The following is a 15,430-nucleotide window of genomic DNA, read 5'->3' as shown; positions in this document are numbered from 1 at the left end:
AACAACTTCATGATCACCGAGGCTGGGGGGTGGCGCGGGACCACGGTCCACTGTGGAGGGTCGGCGGTGTTACGGGGATAGTTCGGGCACGTTTCATTGATAGTCTTGACAGGCGTTGTTAGCGATAACACGATGGCCTTCACGCCGCTCTCGCGTTTGGAGCTCGTCTTGGTCGTGTCGGTCCGCTCGCGTGTCCTGAACATCGCCCGCGAATCCGCTGTGAACAGCCTGAACGCCGCCACCAACCACGCCAGCACCACGTTGACCCGACTGGCGTCCACAGTGCTCGCCGATCGTCTCCGTCCACTGTGCGCGCTCGCATCAACGGCCGTTCTCGTCGGTGCGATCCTGGTGGCCACCCCCGCCGCCGCGCACGCTGCCGACGGATGGTCGCCCCGATCGTCGTACACCTCGACCGACACCGGCGACGGCACCTACTCGGTGCCGCTGCTCAACGCCGACGTGCCGGACATCAGCGTCGAACGGGTGCCGGCCGCCGAGAACGACGAGGGTCGAGACATCTACTACATGATCAGCACGACGATGCACCTGAGCCCTGGCGCGCCGATCATGAAGTCGTACGACCTCGTCAACTGGGAGATCGTCAACTACGTCTTCGACCGGGCGAGCATCGGCGACTCCTTCTCACTGCGCAACGGCCAGAACTCGTACGGCCAGGGCCAGTGGGCGTCGTCGCTGCGCTACCACGACGGCACGTTCTACGCGGTCTTCAACACCAACAACCTCAGCGGGGCGTACCTCTACCGCACCGACGACATCGAGAACGGCCCGTGGCAGCGCACCGCCCTCGGCCGTGGCCTGCACGACCCGTCGCTCTTCTTCGACGTCGACGGCACCCCGTACATCTTCTACGGCTCTGGCGGCACCAGCGCCGTACGCCTCAACGCCGGCCTGACCGCCATCGCGCAGGACTATCCGAACATCTTCACCGCCGGCAACTACGCCGGGCAGCCGTTCATCGGCGGTCTGTTCGAGGGCGCGCAGGTCTACCACATCGACGGCTGGTACTACGCCGTCATCATCACCTGGCCGTCCGGGCAGGGCCGCCAGGTGGTGATGTTCCGGTCGAAGGACCTGCTCGGGCGCTACACCTCGGCCGGTGGGGTCAACACCTACGAGGCGCGCGGAGTGCTCAACTCCAACGGCTTCGCGCAGGGCAGCCTGGTGCCGATCAGCCGCGCGGGCGGCGGGACCGACTGGCACGGCATGTTCTTCCGGGACACGTTCCCGATCGGTCGGATCCCGGCACTCATCCCCGCCACCTGGCAGAACGGGTGGCCGACCTTCGGCACCAACGGCGTCGTACCGGTCAACGGCCTGTTCGACAAGCCGATCCGGCTCAGCCCGGCCGAGGAGCTGTTCGAGCGGCAGAAGAGCATCGTCGCCTCGGACGACTTCGCCAACGACGCGCCGCACAAGGCGTACCAGGACGAGCAGTGGACGGTCCCCGCGCCGCTCGACCCGGCGGAGATCGCCCCCAACGGGTCGCGGCTGGACCTGGCGTGGGAATGGAACCATGCCCCGGACAACCGGTACTGGTCACTCACCGACCGCGACGGCTGGCTGCGGTTGACGGCCGGCTCTGTGGTCACCGGCCAGTACGTCTACACGAAGCTGTCCAACCGGGCCGAGCTGGCGTGGTTCGAGGAGGCACGCAACACGCTCTCGCAGCGGACGTTCGGGCCACGACAGTCGGTCCAGACCCGGATGGACATCTCCGGGATGAAGAACGGCGACGTCGCGGGCCTGGCGGCCTACAACCGCGGATTCTCGTACGTGGCGGTCAAGCGGGTCGGTGACGTCAACACCCTCGGCGTCGTGAACCGGTCGCAGCCGTTCGCGGTCGACCTCGACCAGTCGACGCTGGAGAACTTCCTCGCCGGCACGACAGTGTCGCTGGGCGACGCGACCGAGGTGCACCTGAAGGCGGACCTCGACTTCTCCTCGCCGGTCGGGCAACTGTGGACGACGTTCTACTACAGCCTGGACGGAATCCAGTGGACCCGGCTCGGCAACCGGGTGGGCCCGCAGGCGCTCGACGGAAGCCTCGCCCACTTCATGGGTCACCGGGTGGGCCTGTTCAACTACGCGACCCAGGAAACCGGCGGCCATGTCGACTTCGACGACTACCTGCTCAGCGATGTGCTGACCGCGCAGGCCCGGCCACTGGACACCACAGCCCTCGACGCGGCCGTCGCCCACGCGCAGACGCTCGACCCGCGCCACTACCCGGCCGACGCCTGGGCCGCGACGCAGTCCGCGCTCGCGGCGGCGACGGCGGCACGGGACGGCCAGTTCGGCACCCAGAACCAGATCGACGCACCGGAGCGGGCACTCAGCCACCAACTGGCCCGACTCGGGGTGCTGGCGGCGCTGCCGGTGACGGCCACCGCCGAGGCGCGTTGCCTGAGTGGCAGGACCTACCTGGCGGTGCAGGCGCGCAACGACTCGGACGAGCCGGTCGACATCACCGTCGAGACCCCGTACGGAAACCGGTCGTTCGCCGCCGTCGGGCCGGGAGCGACCGTCTATCAGTCGTTCAACACCCGCGCGTCGTCGGTGCCGGCCGGCTCGGCGACGGTCCGGGCCACCGGGGCGGTCGCCGGCCGGGACGTGACCACCGTCCACACCGCCCAGCACGCCGCAAACGCCTGCGGCGGATAGCCCCACCACGAGCCCTCGGCTCACCGACCAGCACCACCGGCGACGGCCGCGCGGCGCGGAACAGCGGGACCTGTCCCGCGCCGCCGGCCACTGTCGGACCGGTGGCGGTCGTCGACCCCCTGATGTCCGGACCACCCACGGAAGCGCACCCACCGATCCCCCGTACACCGATGACCGCACGTCAGAGATGAAGGAGGATGTCTCGTGGAACAACGAATGCGACGGGCGACCCGAGGACGGGTCGCAGCGCTCGCGACGGTCGGCCTGATGCTGACCACGGGGTTCGTCGCCCCGGCGGCGCCGGTCCAGGCCGCCGACACGAACCTCGTCGTCAACGGCGGCTTCGAGGACGGCCTGACCAACTGGTTCGTCAACAACGGAAACGCCGCCGACGGCGCCCAGTTGTCGGCCACGTCGGACGCCTACTCCGGCGCGAACGCGGCGCTGGTCACCAGCCGGACGACCACCGGGTCCGGCCCGATGCAGGACCTCAGCGGCAAGGTGCAGGCCGGCCAGGCATACACCCTCACGGCCCGCATCAAGTACGAGAACGAGAGCGGACCGGCGACGAAGCAGTTCTTCGCCACCATGCACTACGGCGGGGGCACCTACACCAACCTCGTCAGCGTGACGGCGACGAAGGGCCAGTGGGCGCAGTTCAACGGAACGTTCACGATCCCGACGACGCAGAGCGTGTCGACGGCGCGCCTGTTCTTCGAGACCCCCTGGACGAGCACGCCGTCCACCGACCCCGCAGTGCACCTGATGGACTTCAAGCTCGACGACGTGTCGGTGGTCGGCGCCGCGCCGCCCGCGCCCGCGTCGAAGACCATCGAGGTGGTCGGCAAACTGCCCGGGGAGCACAACCCGTTGATCGGGCACAAGTTCGGGGCTGACGGTTTCGGCCTCGTGCACGACGGCCGGGTCTACATGTACATGACCAACGACACCCAGGGCTACGCCCCGAACCCGACCACTGGCGTCTCGCCGGGGATCAACTACGGCGACATCAACCAGATCACGGTGATCTCTTCCGAGGACCTCGTGAACTGGACGGACCACGGTGAGATCCAGGTCGCCGGCCCGAACGGGGTGGCCCCGTTCACCGCCAACTCGTGGGCTCCGGGCATCACCAAGAAGGTGGTGAACGGGGTGGAGAAGTTCTTCCTCTACTACGCCAACGGCGGTGGCTCCAGCAACGTGATCACGGGTGCGTCGCCGCTCGGCCCGTGGACCAGCGAGCGCACCAGCACGCTGATCGACGGCCGTACGCCCGGCGCCGAGGCCGTCGCGTGGAAGTTCGACCCGGCCCCGTTCGTCGACGACGACGGCCAGCCGTACCTGTACTTCGGTGGTGGTCCCGCGTCGACGAGCATGCCGCCGTCCGAGCGCTTCAACAACCCGAAGAACATCCGGTCGATCGAACTCGGCGACGACATGGTCTCCACCGAGGGAACGGCCGCTGTGGTCGACGCCCCGGTCGCCTTCGAGGCGGGCCACGTCTTCAAGCGCCAGGGCAAGTACTACTTCTCGTACTCCTCGCACTTCGGCGGGAACGACTTCGGTGGCAGCCAGCAACCGCTCCCCGGTTACCCGGGGGGTGGCCAGATCGGTTACATGATCTCCGACGGGCCGATGTCGTGGCCGAAGGAGACCTACGCCGGTGTGCTCTTCCCCAACCAGTCGCAGTTCTTCGGGGCCGGCACCGGCGGTAACAACCACCAGTCGGTGTTCGAGTTCGGGGGCAAGTACTACTTCACGTACCACGCCCCGACGCTGAACAAGCGCATCAACGGCAACACCACCCAGGGGTACCGCAGCCCGCACATCCAGGAACTGACCTTCAACCCGGACGGCACCATCCAGCAGGTCGTCGGCACCTACGCCGGCGTGGAACAGGTCCGCGACTTCGACCCGTACCGCGTCTTCGAGGCCGAGACCTTCGGCTGGAGCAAGGGCGTCGCGACCACGAAGGTCGAGGGCAGCTCCGCCCAGTTCGGCGGCGCGGCACCCAACCTCGTCGTCCGTGACATCGACAACGGGGACTGGACGGCGCTGTCCTCGGTGAACTTCGGTGACAACGGCGCGCAGAGCCTGACGGCGCGGGTGCGTGCGCTCGCCGCCGGCGGGCAGATCCAGGTCCGGCTGGACGACGTCGACGGTCCCGTCGTCGGCACTGCCACTGTGGACAGCCAGGTCGGCCAGTGGGCCGAGGTGACCGCCGAGCTTGACGGTGTCAGCGGCGTGCACGACGTCTACTTCACCTACACCGGCCCGGCCGGTGTCGACCTCTTCGAGATCGACAACTGGGCCTTCGCGGCGGCCAGCCTCGACCTGCCCGTCACGCTCACCGCCTCCACCCGATGCGTGGGCGGCAAGGCGTACGTGACGGTGCAGGCGCGCAACGACCACGACGCGCCGGTCGGCATCACCCTCGAGACGCCATACGGCGAGCGGTCGTTCACCGCCGTCGCACCGGGCGCGAACGCCTACCAGTCCTTCAACAGCCGTGCCGTGTCGGTGCCGGCGGGTTCGGCGACCGCCCGGGTGACCGGGGCGATCGGCGGACACGACGTGACGACAGTCCGCACCGTGCAACACCCCGCCGGCACCTGCGGCGGATAACCCCCTCATGGCGGAGAACGGAGATCACATGAACACATACAAACGGCGGCAGACACTCGCGGCCGGCGTCGTCGGCGCCGTGCTGACCGGGGCGGCGGTGCTGCCGTCGCCCGCACTGGCCGAGCCCGGTGACGACGCCAGCGTGCGGGTCACTGTCGACATCGACGAGATCAGGGAACCGGGCGTGCTCGCCCTGTCGATCGCCGGCGACGCCGTCGCGCTGTCCGAGGACGGCTCGACCCTGCTGGTTCGCCAGTTCGTCGGCACGCTGCCGACGGTGACTGTCACCGACACCCGTGTCGCCGACGAGGTGCCCGACGGCGCCAACTGGGCGGTGCTCGGCAGCGCTACCGACTTCGTGGGCACCACCGGCCAGGCGCCGATCACCGCCGACCACTTCGGCTGGAAGCCGCGCCTGCTCGACGGCGGGGAGACCGGCCTGGTCACCGAGGGCGAGGAGGTGGTGACCAGCCTGGACGAGGCGACCCAGCCGGGCAACAATGTCGGCCTCGTCGACCAGGAGCTGCTGGTCTCGGCCTTCGACTCCGAGGCCGTCGCCAGCGACTCGTACTCGGTGAACGCCGACCTGTACCTGCGGACCCCCGCGGAGGTCGCCGCCGGCGCGTACAGCTCCACGCTCACGCTCTCACTGTTCGAGTAGTGGCCTGGGCGGGGGCCCGGATCGGGCCCCCGCCCAGCCCCGTGCCGAAGGGCCGTTTCATGACCGTCACCCCGCTGCGCCGCGCGCTCGTCGTCCTCGCCGTCGCGTCCCTCGCGGTTGCGGCCGCGCCGAGCGCGGCGGCGGCGGAACCGGACCCGAAGGCCCTGACCTGGACGGTCCAACCGGCCACCGCGAGCGGGCCGGACCAACGCCGATGGATCAACGCGAGCCTCGACCCGGGGCAGGCGGTGACCGAACACCTGGCGGTACGGAACTTCAGCCGCACCGCCGTCGCCTTCTCCCTGAAGGCGGCCGACGGCTACCTCACCGACAAGGGCCGTTTCAACATGCTGTCGTCCGACCGCCCCTCCGTCGACGGCGGCACCTGGATCGACGTGCAGGAGAAGGTCACCGTCGGCCCCAACGAGACACGGGTGGTGCCGTTCACGATCACGGTGCCCCGGGGCGCCACACCGGGCGACCATCCGGCCGGCATCGCCGCTACCGTCACCAGCACCGGCGGCACTGTCAACGTCGAGAGCCGCGTCGGCTTCCGGGTGATGCTTCGGGTGAACGGCTCCGCGCAGGCTGCCCTGGCCGTCCGGGGCCTCGGGGCGACGTACTCCCCGTCGTGGAACCCCTTCGCCGGTGGCACGGTGCGGGTCCGCTACACAGTCGAGAACGACGGCAACGTCTGGGTCAGCGGAACGAGTCGGGTGGCGATGTCCGACCTCCTGGGCCGGAGCAGCCACGACGCCACCAGCGCCGTCGAGGAGTTGCTGCCCGGCGGCGCTCGGACGGTGCAGACCCGGGCCGACGGCGTCTGGGCCCTGGGGCGCCTCCGCACCACAGTCAGCACCTCGCCGACGCTTCTCGGCGACGGCCAGGCCGGGGCCGACCTCCGACCGGCCTCGGCCACCGTCACCACCTGGGTCGTACCGTGGGCGCAGCTCGCACTGTTGGGTCTGCTCGCCGGCCTGCTCCTCGGGCTGCGGGCGGCGTCCCGGCACCGGCGGCGTCGGCTGGCCGGGCTGCTGGCCCGCGCGAGGCAGGAGGGCCGGCAGGAGGGTCAGGAGTCAGTGCTCGTCGGGGGCGCGCCCGCTGCTGCCGAGCCCGACGCGAGCGACGCCCGCCGGTGACCCGGCGGCGCGAAGCAATCGCGCTGCCGGGTCGCGGCGAGGCGTCGCCCGGTCCGCGGCCTCAGGACCTGGACTGGCCCAGCAGCCAGCGCAGGATGCCGGCGTCCTCGTAGGTCGGCCCGAACGCCGCGTGGTAGTCCGGCAACGAGAAGGCAGCGTCGGCGTACTCGGTGTAGCGCACCAGGTCCGCTGCCTGCTCCGGCGTCTTGCCCCGGGCGGCGTACGCCTGCCGCAGCACCGACGTGGAGTTACGCGCGCCGGAGACGTTGAGCAGGTGGTCGTGCTCGCCGTGCGTGATCCACACCGGCACCTCGGCCGCCGCGATGGCGGTCGCCTGGGTGGCACTGACCGGGAAACCACCGGTCACCAACCCGCCGGCGAACAGGTCGGGACGCTTGGCGAACGCCTCCCAGAGCAGCTGGGAGCCGTACGAGACGGTTGTCGCGTACACCCGACGGGTGTCCACCGCGAACTGGCCGACGAACTGGTCGAGCAGCTTGACCAGCAGGTCCGCCTCGGCGACCCCACCGACCCGCTGGTGCTGGGGTGCCAGGACGATGACGTCCTCGGCGGTGCCGGTCCACTGCGGCTGGAGCCACGCTGTCGCCGGGATGTCGGCGGCGAGTTGGACGCCGAGGTTGTCACCGTCCCAGCCCATGCCGTGGCCGGGTAGGACGACCATCAGTGGGTATTTGCGGCCCGGCTGGTAGTTCTTCGGCAGGTGGTAGTGGTACGGCAGCACCATTCCGCCACTCAGGAACGAGCCGTAGGTGAACTCGTCGACCAGTTGGTTGACCGGCTTCTCGGTGACCGGACGCGATTCGCGCGGGGTGGCCCGGGCGAGCACCGGCCCCTTGCCGGCCCCACGGCCGGGCTGGCCGTGCACGTCCTTGCGCTGCACGACCCGGGTCGGCAGCTCCGGATTGACCTTCACCGTGCAGAGGAACGTCGGGCACTTGGAGACGATGACCGTCGAGCCGCCGGTGTCGGCGGGGTCGAGTTCGACGATGACGTACCGGCCTGGCGCCGATCGGTGGTCGGCACGGGTGCCTGGTGTCCCGTTGGTGTAGGTGTGGGTGACGGTCCGGTCGGCGAGCGTCGGCAGGTCCTCGATGGGGTTGAAGCGGAAGTTGTAGATGGTGTCGGTCACCGAGAACGTGGCGGTGTCGAGGGTGCGGGGGTTGACAGTGGCCCCGTACTCGATCGCCACCGCCGAGACCTTCTGGCCGTAGGTGTAGACGGTGGTGATCGGGGTGATGCTGCGGATTCCGTCGGTGGCGCCCCTGCTGTCGCTCGGGCTGCCGTACGCGGTGCCGGAGGCGCCGGCCAGGACGAGGGTGGCGGCGAGCGGGATCATTCCTTTTCGCAGTCTCATGCGGGTCCTTTCTCGGGGGTGGAGCCCTCAGCCAGCGATCCGCCCGGGGACCGGGAGTGGGACGGGTCGGAGTCAGCCGGTCGCTAAACTGATTTAGCAGAGCATCGGTGGCGGGCTCGGCGGTGTCAATACCGAGCGCTGCAACAAACCTGCAAGCGTCAGCTATTGCGTTCAGGGAAACCGCTTTCCTACGATTGCGTTACATCGATGTTTCATATGACGGTCGAGCGAGCGATGTCACCGGGCGCACTCCGCTCACACGACACAACCCTGCTTCTACCAGGGCGCGAGAGACCTTGATGAAGACTCCGCGATTTACTGCCGCCAATTTCTGAATTCCGTCCGTGGGCGGGTGGGGTCGCGACGTCCATCGATTCGAAGCCGGTAACGAGACGAATGCGAAGGTGAGACGACATGAGACGACCAGTTGTGCTGCGACGCCAGGCAGTGCTGGCCGCGGCGGCCGTGGTGATCGCGGTCGGGGTGGTGGCCCTGCCGACCCCGCAGGCCTCGGCGGCCGTCGGCAGCGCCACCGGCTACGCCACCCAGAACGGCGGGACCACCGGAGGCGCGGGCGGGCAGACGGTACGGGCCACCACGGGCACGGCGATCCACGCGGCTCTGTGCGGTCGGACCAGCAGCAGCACCCCGATCACCATCGAGGTCAGCGGGACCATCAACCACGGCAACACCAGCAAGGTGTCGGGGTCGAGCTGCAACACAGCGGCGGGCGTGATCGAGCTCAAGCAGATCAGCAACGTCACCATCATCGGGGTCGGCAGCGCCGTCTTCGACCAGCTCGGCATCCACATCCGCGATTCCAGCAACATCATCATCCAGAACGTGACGGTGCGGAACGTCAAGAAGTCGGGCTCGCCCACCTCCAACGGTGGGGACGCCATCGGCATGGAGAGCACTGTCCGCAACGTCTGGGTCGATCACGTCACCCTGGAGGCCTCGGGTGGCGAGTCTGAGGGGTACGACGGCCTCTTCGACATGAAGGACAACACCCAGTACGTGACGCTGTCCTACAGCATCCTGCGCAACTCCGGTCGCGGCGGCCTCGTCGGGTCCAGTGAGAGCGACCTGTCGAACGGCTTCATCACGTACCACCACAACCTCTACGAGAACATCGACTCCCGTACGCCGCTGCTGCGCGGCGGGGTCGCCCACATCTACAACAACCACTACGTGAGCCTGCACGAGTCCGGGATCAACTCCCGGGCGGGGGCCAGGGCCAAGGTGGAGAACAACTACTTCCGCGACTCCAAGGACGTGCTGGGCACCTTCTACACGAACGAGCGCGGTTACTGGCAGGTCGCCGGCAACGTCTTCGACAACGTGACCTGGTCCAGCGCCGGCAGCGAGAACTACCCCGCCGGCCCCAACCCGACCTCCAACACCACCGTCAGCATCCCGTACTCGTACCGCCTCGACGGGGCGAGCTGTGTGCCGGACGTCGTCCGCCAGACGGTCGGCGCCAACACGGGCCTGAAGGTGTCAGACGGCAGTTGCTCGCCGCAGACCCCGCCGCCCACCACACCGCCGCCGACCACGCCTCCGCCCACGACCCCGCCGCCCACCACGCCTCCGCCCACCGGCGGGACCAACCTGAGCCTCGGCGCGGGCGCCGACGGCTCCAGCAAGGCCAGCGGGACCAGCTACGGCAACGTGCGGGACGGCGATCTGAGCACCTACTGGTCGCCGGCCGGGTCGACCGGCACGATCTCGATCAAGTGGGGCTCCGCGACCCGGGTGTCCCGGGTGGTGATCCGCGAGCCGTCCGGCACCCAGGGCTCCATCGGGTCCTGGCAACTGATCAACAACGACAACGGAGCCGTCCTGGCCTCCGGCAGCGGAGCCGGTTCGATCACCTTCTCGGCCACCGCGATGAGCAAGATCAACTTCAGGATCAACAGCTCCAGCGGTACGCCACGGGTCGGTGAGTTCGAGACGTACGCCAGCTAGACGGGTGAGTCACAACCCTGCCGGTGTGAACCGGCGGGGTGTGGCTCGGCCGACTGCGGCGGTGAGCGGTATACCTCAGCGGTATGAACATGCCTCTGAGGTATACCGCTCCTCGGCGGATCGAACCGGGCGGGCCAGCCGAGGCCGTCCGTCACGAATCAGTGGACGGCAGGGTGTCCATGAAGGAGCTGACCGAGAAGACCGCCCGTCCGGGCCCGGCCGGGCCGTACCCGGGCGGGCTGGACAGGCCGTGGGCGTCCATCGTCGCCCGGTACGCCTCCAGCAGGCGGACGTGGTATTCGAGCGGCGCGCCCTGCGGGTTCGTCCGGCCCAGCGGTGTGGTGGGCTCCGGGCACCAGGTGGTGAACCGGGGCGTGATCCCCCGGGACATGAAGTAGTCAAGCCCTTCGGTGGTGGACGCGATCGCCTCGTCGACGCTGGTGAAGCCGTGCGGGGCGGCCATCTCCACGCCCGCCACGAAGTTCGGGATCACGTTGCGCGGGCCGAACACCTCGGCGGAGTCGAGGATGCGCCGGTGCCACTCCTCCCGACCGACGTACCGCTCCTTGCCCGGGCAGTACAACTCGAACAGCCGCTTGTCCCACACCTCGTAGTTGGGGTGGTAGATGCGGATTCCGTAGTCGTGGAACCGCTGCACATCGGCTCGGGGCAGCGCCTGGGCCACCACCTTGCCGATCCACCGTCCCGGAAACCGCTCCTCGATCGCCTGCGCGTACCGGCCGTAGAAATCGGCCTCGGCCAGCCCGTTGACCTGCGAGGTGATGCTGCCACCGGTCAGCGTGTACGCCTGCGACGCGCGATCGACGTCGTGCCGGTCGATGATCTCCAGGGCCTCAAGGACCTCGTCGACGGGCTTGACCCCGGTGTAGGGCCGGCCGGCCTGCTTGTGCTGGCGCCAGTTGTGGTTGATGTCGCAGTACTGGCACTCCTCCTTGGCACCGAAGTACTGGCAGACCCGAAACGCGGTCAGGTAGATCAGGTAGCCCCACTGGATCGTCGGGGCGACCTCCATCACCGACTTGCCGTTGGCGAGGGTGTGGCGGTAGTACGCCGGCATGGGGGGCAACCCGACATCGGCGATCGGCTGTCCGTCCAGGAACAGGCGCAGTCGACCGTCGCTGTCGGTGCCGACGCGGTACGGCGAGCTGGGGTTGGTACGGACCGACACGACGGTACGACGCAGGTCGTACGGGCCGCCGGTGAGCACGATCTCCTCCGGTGGCCGGCGCAGCGCCGCCGTCCCCAACTCCGGGAGCGTCCGGTGGTCGAAGGAGAAGATGAAGTACGACTTCGGCTTGACGTCGCCGTGCTCGTTGTCGGTCAGTGCCGCGTCGTCGAAGGCGAGCCCGCCCCGCAGCAGGTCCTCCTTGAGGACCGCCTCCCGTGGCACGTGTGGGAAACGGCCCATCAACTCTTCGACGAGGTCGGTGCGCGACGTCATGCGGTTCCTCCCGAACGCGGTACGCCGAACCGGGTGGCCGGTGCCACAGGGTGCCGGTTGATCAGTTCTGCTTGGTCTCCCAGAAGATCTTCGAGATCTCCTCGATCCTGCCGAGGAGCTGCTCGGCGACCGCCGGGTCCGCAGCGCCCTTCGCGCCGCCGGCACCCGCCAGCTTCGTCGCCTCGTTGAAGAGGCTGTGCAGCTGGGGGTACTTCTCGAAGTGCGGCTGCTTGAAGTAGTCGGTCCACAACACCCAGAGGTGGTGCTTCACCAGCTCGGCTCGCTGCTCCTTGATGAGCAACGCGCGGGTGCGAAACTCCGGGTCGTCGCTGGCCTGGTACTTCTCGGAGATTGCCTTGATCGACTCGGCCTCGATGCGGGCCTGCGCCGGGTCGTAGACGCCGCAGGGGAGGTCGCAGTGCGCGCTCGCGAGGGTACGCGGGCGGAGAAGGCGGGACAGGAACATCGGAATCCCTTCGACGGTGGTGCTCAGCTGACGTACGTCCGGGCACGGCGGCCCTGACGTGATCATCTAGGGACGCTAGAACCTCAACCGCACTTCATGTCAAGGCCGGGTCGATAGCGAGCCCTGTTTCCGGACGAGCGTCAGCAGGGCGGCGTGCGTCCGCTCGTCAGCGGCAACGACGAGACCGTCCCCACCGGTGTGCAGCGGCTGACCGTCGAGCCCGGTGACCACGCAGCCGGCCGCTTGGCAGAGCGCGATTCCGGCCGCGAAGTGGACGCTGTTCCGCAGGTCGTGGCGGTCGGTCACATAGGCGGCGCGGCGACCGGCGGCGACCCAGGCCACGGCCAGGCTGGTGGAGACCACCCGGGGCCGGAACCGTTCGAGGAAACCCTCGTCCGTGAGCAGGCGGGCGGCCAGGAAGCCGTCCCGGTTGGGAAAGGGCGGGTCGAGATTCAGGTCGACGAGCGTCGACTCGGCCGAGGGGACGAGTCGCTCGTCAGTCCCCGCGCTCCGGACGTACGCGGCGGTGCCGTCGGCCCAGAACACCTCGGCGGCGAACGGGTCCACCGAGGCCGCCACCGTGACGTCCGACCCGACCCGCAGGGCTACGTTGACCGAGGCCAGCATGGTCCGCGCGGCGAAGTTCAACGTGCCGCACAGCGGATCGACCAGCCAGGTGCGCCCGTTGTCGCCGGTACCCGTACGCCCGCTCTCCTCGGCCACCACCGCGTCGTCCGGACGCGCCGCGCGCAGGACGTCGAGGATGGCCCACTCGGCCTCGACGTCGGCAGCGGTGGCGAAGTCACCGCCGCTCTTCATGACGCGCGTCAGCTCCGAGCCGTACCGGGAGCGGACGACTGCGCCCCCAGCTTCCGCCGCCTCGATGGCCAACGCCTGGTCTGTGATCGACATGCCCGAACCATAGGAGCCGTCGGCAACGTCGATGACAGCCCCACACCCGGGCCGTGGGTCACCGGGCAGGTCAGTCCGACAGTTCCATGATCGGTAGTTGACTGACGACCGCCGTCATGATCATGGGAGCGTCGCCGTCACACTGGTTGACCGAGACAGCGACCCACCGACCCTCGGTCACCGTCGGCCCCCAGACCGTCAGATCGCCGAAGCAGTCCCTGTCGCTGAGCGACTGGAACAGCGCCGGCATTGGTGCACCGGCCTGATGCCGAAACAGCGGCACCCGCATGCAGACCCTGCGGTGCGCACCCCACCTCCGGTCCAACTCCCGTACGACGAGGGCCAGGTTCGCCTCGGCGGCCTCCTCGGCCTGGTTCCATTCGGCGCCGTACACACCCGTCAGCGCCTCGCTCTCCCAGAGCGGGGCGATCCGGAAGCCCGCACCCCGGGTGCCGGTCCACTCACCGGTGGCCGGGTCTCCCTCGTCGACCGGGACACCGTCCGTGGGCAGGTCCGCGGCGAGCAGCGACTCGATGTCGGACACCGTCCGACCAGCGTCGAACACCTCGCCGGCCCGGCCGGTCATCGGGGGACTCCTCGTACCGCTGGCGGCCCGTACCGCATCGTCCGCATCACCCGTCTCCGTCGGCTCTCCGGCCCTCGATCATCGCACCGTGGGCCAGCCGACGAGGGGGCGGGCATCGGTCAGGAGATCGCCTTCTGCACCAGCTCGGTGATCTTCTTCTCCACGGCCGGGCTCCACTGCTGCAACGCGTACGCCACCGGCCAGAGGTCCCCGTCGTCGAGGTTGGCCGGGTCCTGGAAGCCCACTGTCGAGTACCGGTAGTTGAACTTGCCGGAGTCCTGGAAGAAGACGACGATCTTGCCGTCCTCGTTCGCGTAGGCGGGCATCCCGTACCAGGTCTTCGGCGTCAGGTCGGGGGCGGCGGCGCTCACCGTCACGTGCACCCGCTCGGCGAGCGCGCGGTCCTCCGGCTCCATCTGCGCGATCCGGTCGAGGACCGCTTGCAGCCCGTCCGCCTTCTTGGCGCCCTTCTTGCCCTCGGCGCGCAGCTCGGCGGCGCGTTCCTTCATCGCGGCCCGCTCCTCGGCGCTGAAGCCGTCGGACACGGTAGTGGTCTTCGCGGACATTCTCGGGCTCCCTATCGTCGTGCAGGTCGGCATGCTGCCGTCCACCTGGGGAAAGGCTAGGGCGCTCGGCCCAGGCGGGCTTCTCGATTCCTGATCGGTTCGAGACCGGACAGCAGGTGGCGGGCCTCGTGCCAGTGATTTGCCGGTCCGCGTGATCGGTGGCTAGGTTGTCGACCGAAGCAGAACGACCGGTCTAGGGAGTCCGTCATGAACATCAGCGCCGATCGGATGGCGGCGGCGTACTTCGACGCCTTCGAGACGCTGTGCACAGTGACCCCGAAGGGCGGGTACGCCGAGATGGGCACCGCCCGCGCGGGGGTGACGCAGGCCGGCGTCGCGACGCTCAACGCGGCCTACGACAGGTCCACCCAGCCCGATCTCGGTTCACTCGACGAGATGGCGACCGAGGTCGGCAGGCAGGCCGCGCACTGGTCGATCATCGTCAGGGGCGAGGCGGACGACCAGGTCGCTGGCCTCGCGGCCCGGCACGGCCTCCTTGAACGCGCCGAGCTGCCCCTGCTGGCCTGCGCGGCGGACGATCTCACCTTCCGTGCCGGCTCGGCAGAGCGACCCTCGGTGCGTCAGGTCGGCGCCGCCGAGAACGACCTCTACACCGACGCGCTCACCCGGAGCTTCGAGGTTCCCGAGGGCCTCTTCGGATCGCTGACGGGCGGTGCGGTGCTCGACGCCGAGCCCATCACCGGCTACCTGGCCGAGGAGTCGGGCCAGCCCGTCGGCACCGGGCTCGGGATGCTGACGTCCGGGGTGGTCGGCGTGTTCAACATCGCCGTGGTTCCGTCCGCCCGGGGCCGTGGCCTCGGCCGGGTGATCACCGAAACGGTTCTGCGGGACGGCATCGCTGCCGGCGCGGATGCCGCCTACCTGCACACCAGCGTGATGGGTCGCCCGCTCTACGAGTCGATGGGCTTCACGCTCGTGGAGACCTGGACCATGTTCCACGCGCGGTGACGGACGATGTCGACCG

General features: G+C 69.1%; 12 protein-coding genes. 6 read left to right on the top strand and 6 right to left on the bottom strand.

The genetic code is table 11. The features are described 5' to 3' along the window. The first annotated feature begins 174 nt into the window (after window positions 1-174). The 4 genes from MED01_RS13935 (at window position 175) to MED01_RS13920 (ending at window position 7,110) form a co-directional block, all read left to right on the top strand. Window positions 175-2,685: a glycoside hydrolase family 43 protein gene (locus MED01_RS13935; RefSeq protein WP_238668995.1), complete on the top strand. Its 2,511-nt coding sequence runs from the start codon at window positions 175-177 to the stop codon at window positions 2,683-2,685. Between the two features lie 204 nt (window positions 2,686-2,889). After that, window positions 2,890-5,310 (top strand): family 43 glycosylhydrolase, encoded by a 2,421-nt coding sequence (locus MED01_RS13930; RefSeq protein ID WP_238668994.1) that lies wholly within the window; start codon window positions 2,890-2,892, stop codon window positions 5,308-5,310. A 28-nt stretch (window positions 5,311-5,338) separates the two neighbouring features. After that, complete coding sequence (locus MED01_RS13925; RefSeq protein WP_238668993.1) at window positions 5,339-5,971, top strand: hypothetical protein; 633 nt, start codon at window positions 5,339-5,341, stop codon at window positions 5,969-5,971. Window positions 5,972-6,030: 59 nt separating this feature from the next. Continuing rightward, window positions 6,031-7,110 (top strand): hypothetical protein, encoded by a 1,080-nt coding sequence (locus MED01_RS13920; protein WP_238668992.1) that lies wholly within the window; start codon window positions 6,031-6,033, stop codon window positions 7,108-7,110. A 61-nt stretch (window positions 7,111-7,171) separates the two neighbouring features. On the opposite strand, the gene MED01_RS13915 is transcribed toward MED01_RS13920, so the two are convergent. Beyond that, window positions 7,172-8,485, bottom strand: coding sequence for a hypothetical protein (locus tag MED01_RS13915; RefSeq protein WP_238668991.1), 1,314 nt, complete (start codon window positions 8,483-8,485; stop codon window positions 7,172-7,174). A gap of 414 nt (window positions 8,486-8,899) precedes the next feature. Between MED01_RS13915 and MED01_RS13910 the strand changes: the two genes are divergently transcribed. Continuing rightward, complete coding sequence (locus MED01_RS13910; protein WP_238668990.1) at window positions 8,900-10,453, top strand: pectate lyase family protein; 1,554 nt, start codon at window positions 8,900-8,902, stop codon at window positions 10,451-10,453. Window positions 10,454-10,604: 151 nt separating this feature from the next. Here the strand turns inward: MED01_RS13910 and MED01_RS13905 are convergent, their stop codons facing one another. The 5 genes from MED01_RS13905 to MED01_RS13885 all read right to left on the bottom strand — a co-directional run bounded on the left by MED01_RS13905 (window position 10,605) and on the right by MED01_RS13885 (window position 14,445). Further along, entirely contained in the window at window positions 10,605-11,915 is a 1,311-nt protein-coding gene (locus tag MED01_RS13905; protein WP_238668989.1) for a radical SAM protein, read from the bottom strand. A gap of 61 nt (window positions 11,916-11,976) precedes the next feature. After that, on the bottom strand, window positions 11,977-12,381 hold the full coding sequence (sodN, locus tag MED01_RS13900) for a superoxide dismutase, Ni (RefSeq protein WP_238668997.1): 405 nt from the start codon (window positions 12,379-12,381) through the stop codon (window positions 11,977-11,979). A 99-nt stretch (window positions 12,382-12,480) separates the two neighbouring features. Continuing rightward, window positions 12,481-13,293, bottom strand: a complete 813-nt coding sequence (locus MED01_RS13895) for an inositol monophosphatase family protein (protein ID WP_238668988.1) — start codon at window positions 13,291-13,293, stop codon at window positions 12,481-12,483. Window positions 13,294-13,363: 70 nt separating this feature from the next. Next, window positions 13,364-13,879, bottom strand: coding sequence for a hypothetical protein (locus tag MED01_RS13890; RefSeq protein WP_238668987.1), 516 nt, complete (start codon window positions 13,877-13,879; stop codon window positions 13,364-13,366). A 119-nt stretch (window positions 13,880-13,998) separates the two neighbouring features. Further along, the gene (locus MED01_RS13885; RefSeq protein ID WP_238668986.1) at window positions 13,999-14,445 is read right to left on the bottom strand and encodes an iron chaperone; all 447 of its coding nucleotides are present in this window, start codon (window positions 14,443-14,445) and stop codon (window positions 13,999-14,001) included. A 207-nt stretch (window positions 14,446-14,652) separates the two neighbouring features. On the opposite strand from MED01_RS13885, the gene MED01_RS13880 reads away from it, so the two are divergent. Further along, entirely contained in the window at window positions 14,653-15,414 is a 762-nt protein-coding gene (locus MED01_RS13880) for a GNAT family N-acetyltransferase (RefSeq protein WP_238668985.1), read from the top strand. Window positions 15,415-15,430 lie beyond the last annotated feature (16 nt).

This window comes from Micromonospora alfalfae (genome assembly GCF_022230925.1).
GTDB lineage: Bacteria > Actinomycetota > Actinomycetes > Mycobacteriales > Micromonosporaceae > Micromonospora > Micromonospora alfalfae.
This window is presented reverse-complemented; position numbering and strand designations above follow the sequence as displayed.

What these genes read in the sequence shown, in the direction of transcription:
- MED01_RS13925 (WP_238668993.1), top strand. Translation starts at nt 5,339, where the DNA reads ATGAACACATACAAACGGCGGCAGACACTCGCGGCCGGCGTCGTCGGC.
- MED01_RS13920 (WP_238668992.1), top strand. Translation starts at nt 6,031, where the DNA reads ATGACCGTCACCCCGCTGCGCCGCGCGCTCGTCGTCCTCGCCGTCGCG.
- MED01_RS13915 (WP_238668991.1), bottom strand. Translation starts at nt 8,485, where the DNA reads ATGAGACTGCGAAAAGGAATGATCCCGCTCGCCGCCACCCTCGTCCTG.
- MED01_RS13910 (WP_238668990.1), top strand. Translation starts at nt 8,900, where the DNA reads ATGAGACGACCAGTTGTGCTGCGACGCCAGGCAGTGCTGGCCGCGGCG.
- MED01_RS13905 (WP_238668989.1), bottom strand. Translation starts at nt 11,915, where the DNA reads ATGACGTCGCGCACCGACCTCGTCGAAGAGTTGATGGGCCGTTTCCCA.
- sodN (WP_238668997.1), bottom strand. Translation starts at nt 12,381, where the DNA reads ATGTTCCTGTCCCGCCTTCTCCGCCCGCGTACCCTCGCGAGCGCGCAC.
- MED01_RS13895 (WP_238668988.1), bottom strand. Translation starts at nt 13,293, where the DNA reads ATGTCGATCACAGACCAGGCGTTGGCCATCGAGGCGGCGGAAGCTGGG.
- MED01_RS13890 (WP_238668987.1), bottom strand. Translation starts at nt 13,879, where the DNA reads ATGACCGGCCGGGCCGGCGAGGTGTTCGACGCTGGTCGGACGGTGTCC.
- MED01_RS13885 (WP_238668986.1), bottom strand. Translation starts at nt 14,445, where the DNA reads ATGTCCGCGAAGACCACTACCGTGTCCGACGGCTTCAGCGCCGAGGAG.
- MED01_RS13880 (WP_238668985.1), top strand. Translation starts at nt 14,653, where the DNA reads ATGAACATCAGCGCCGATCGGATGGCGGCGGCGTACTTCGACGCCTTC.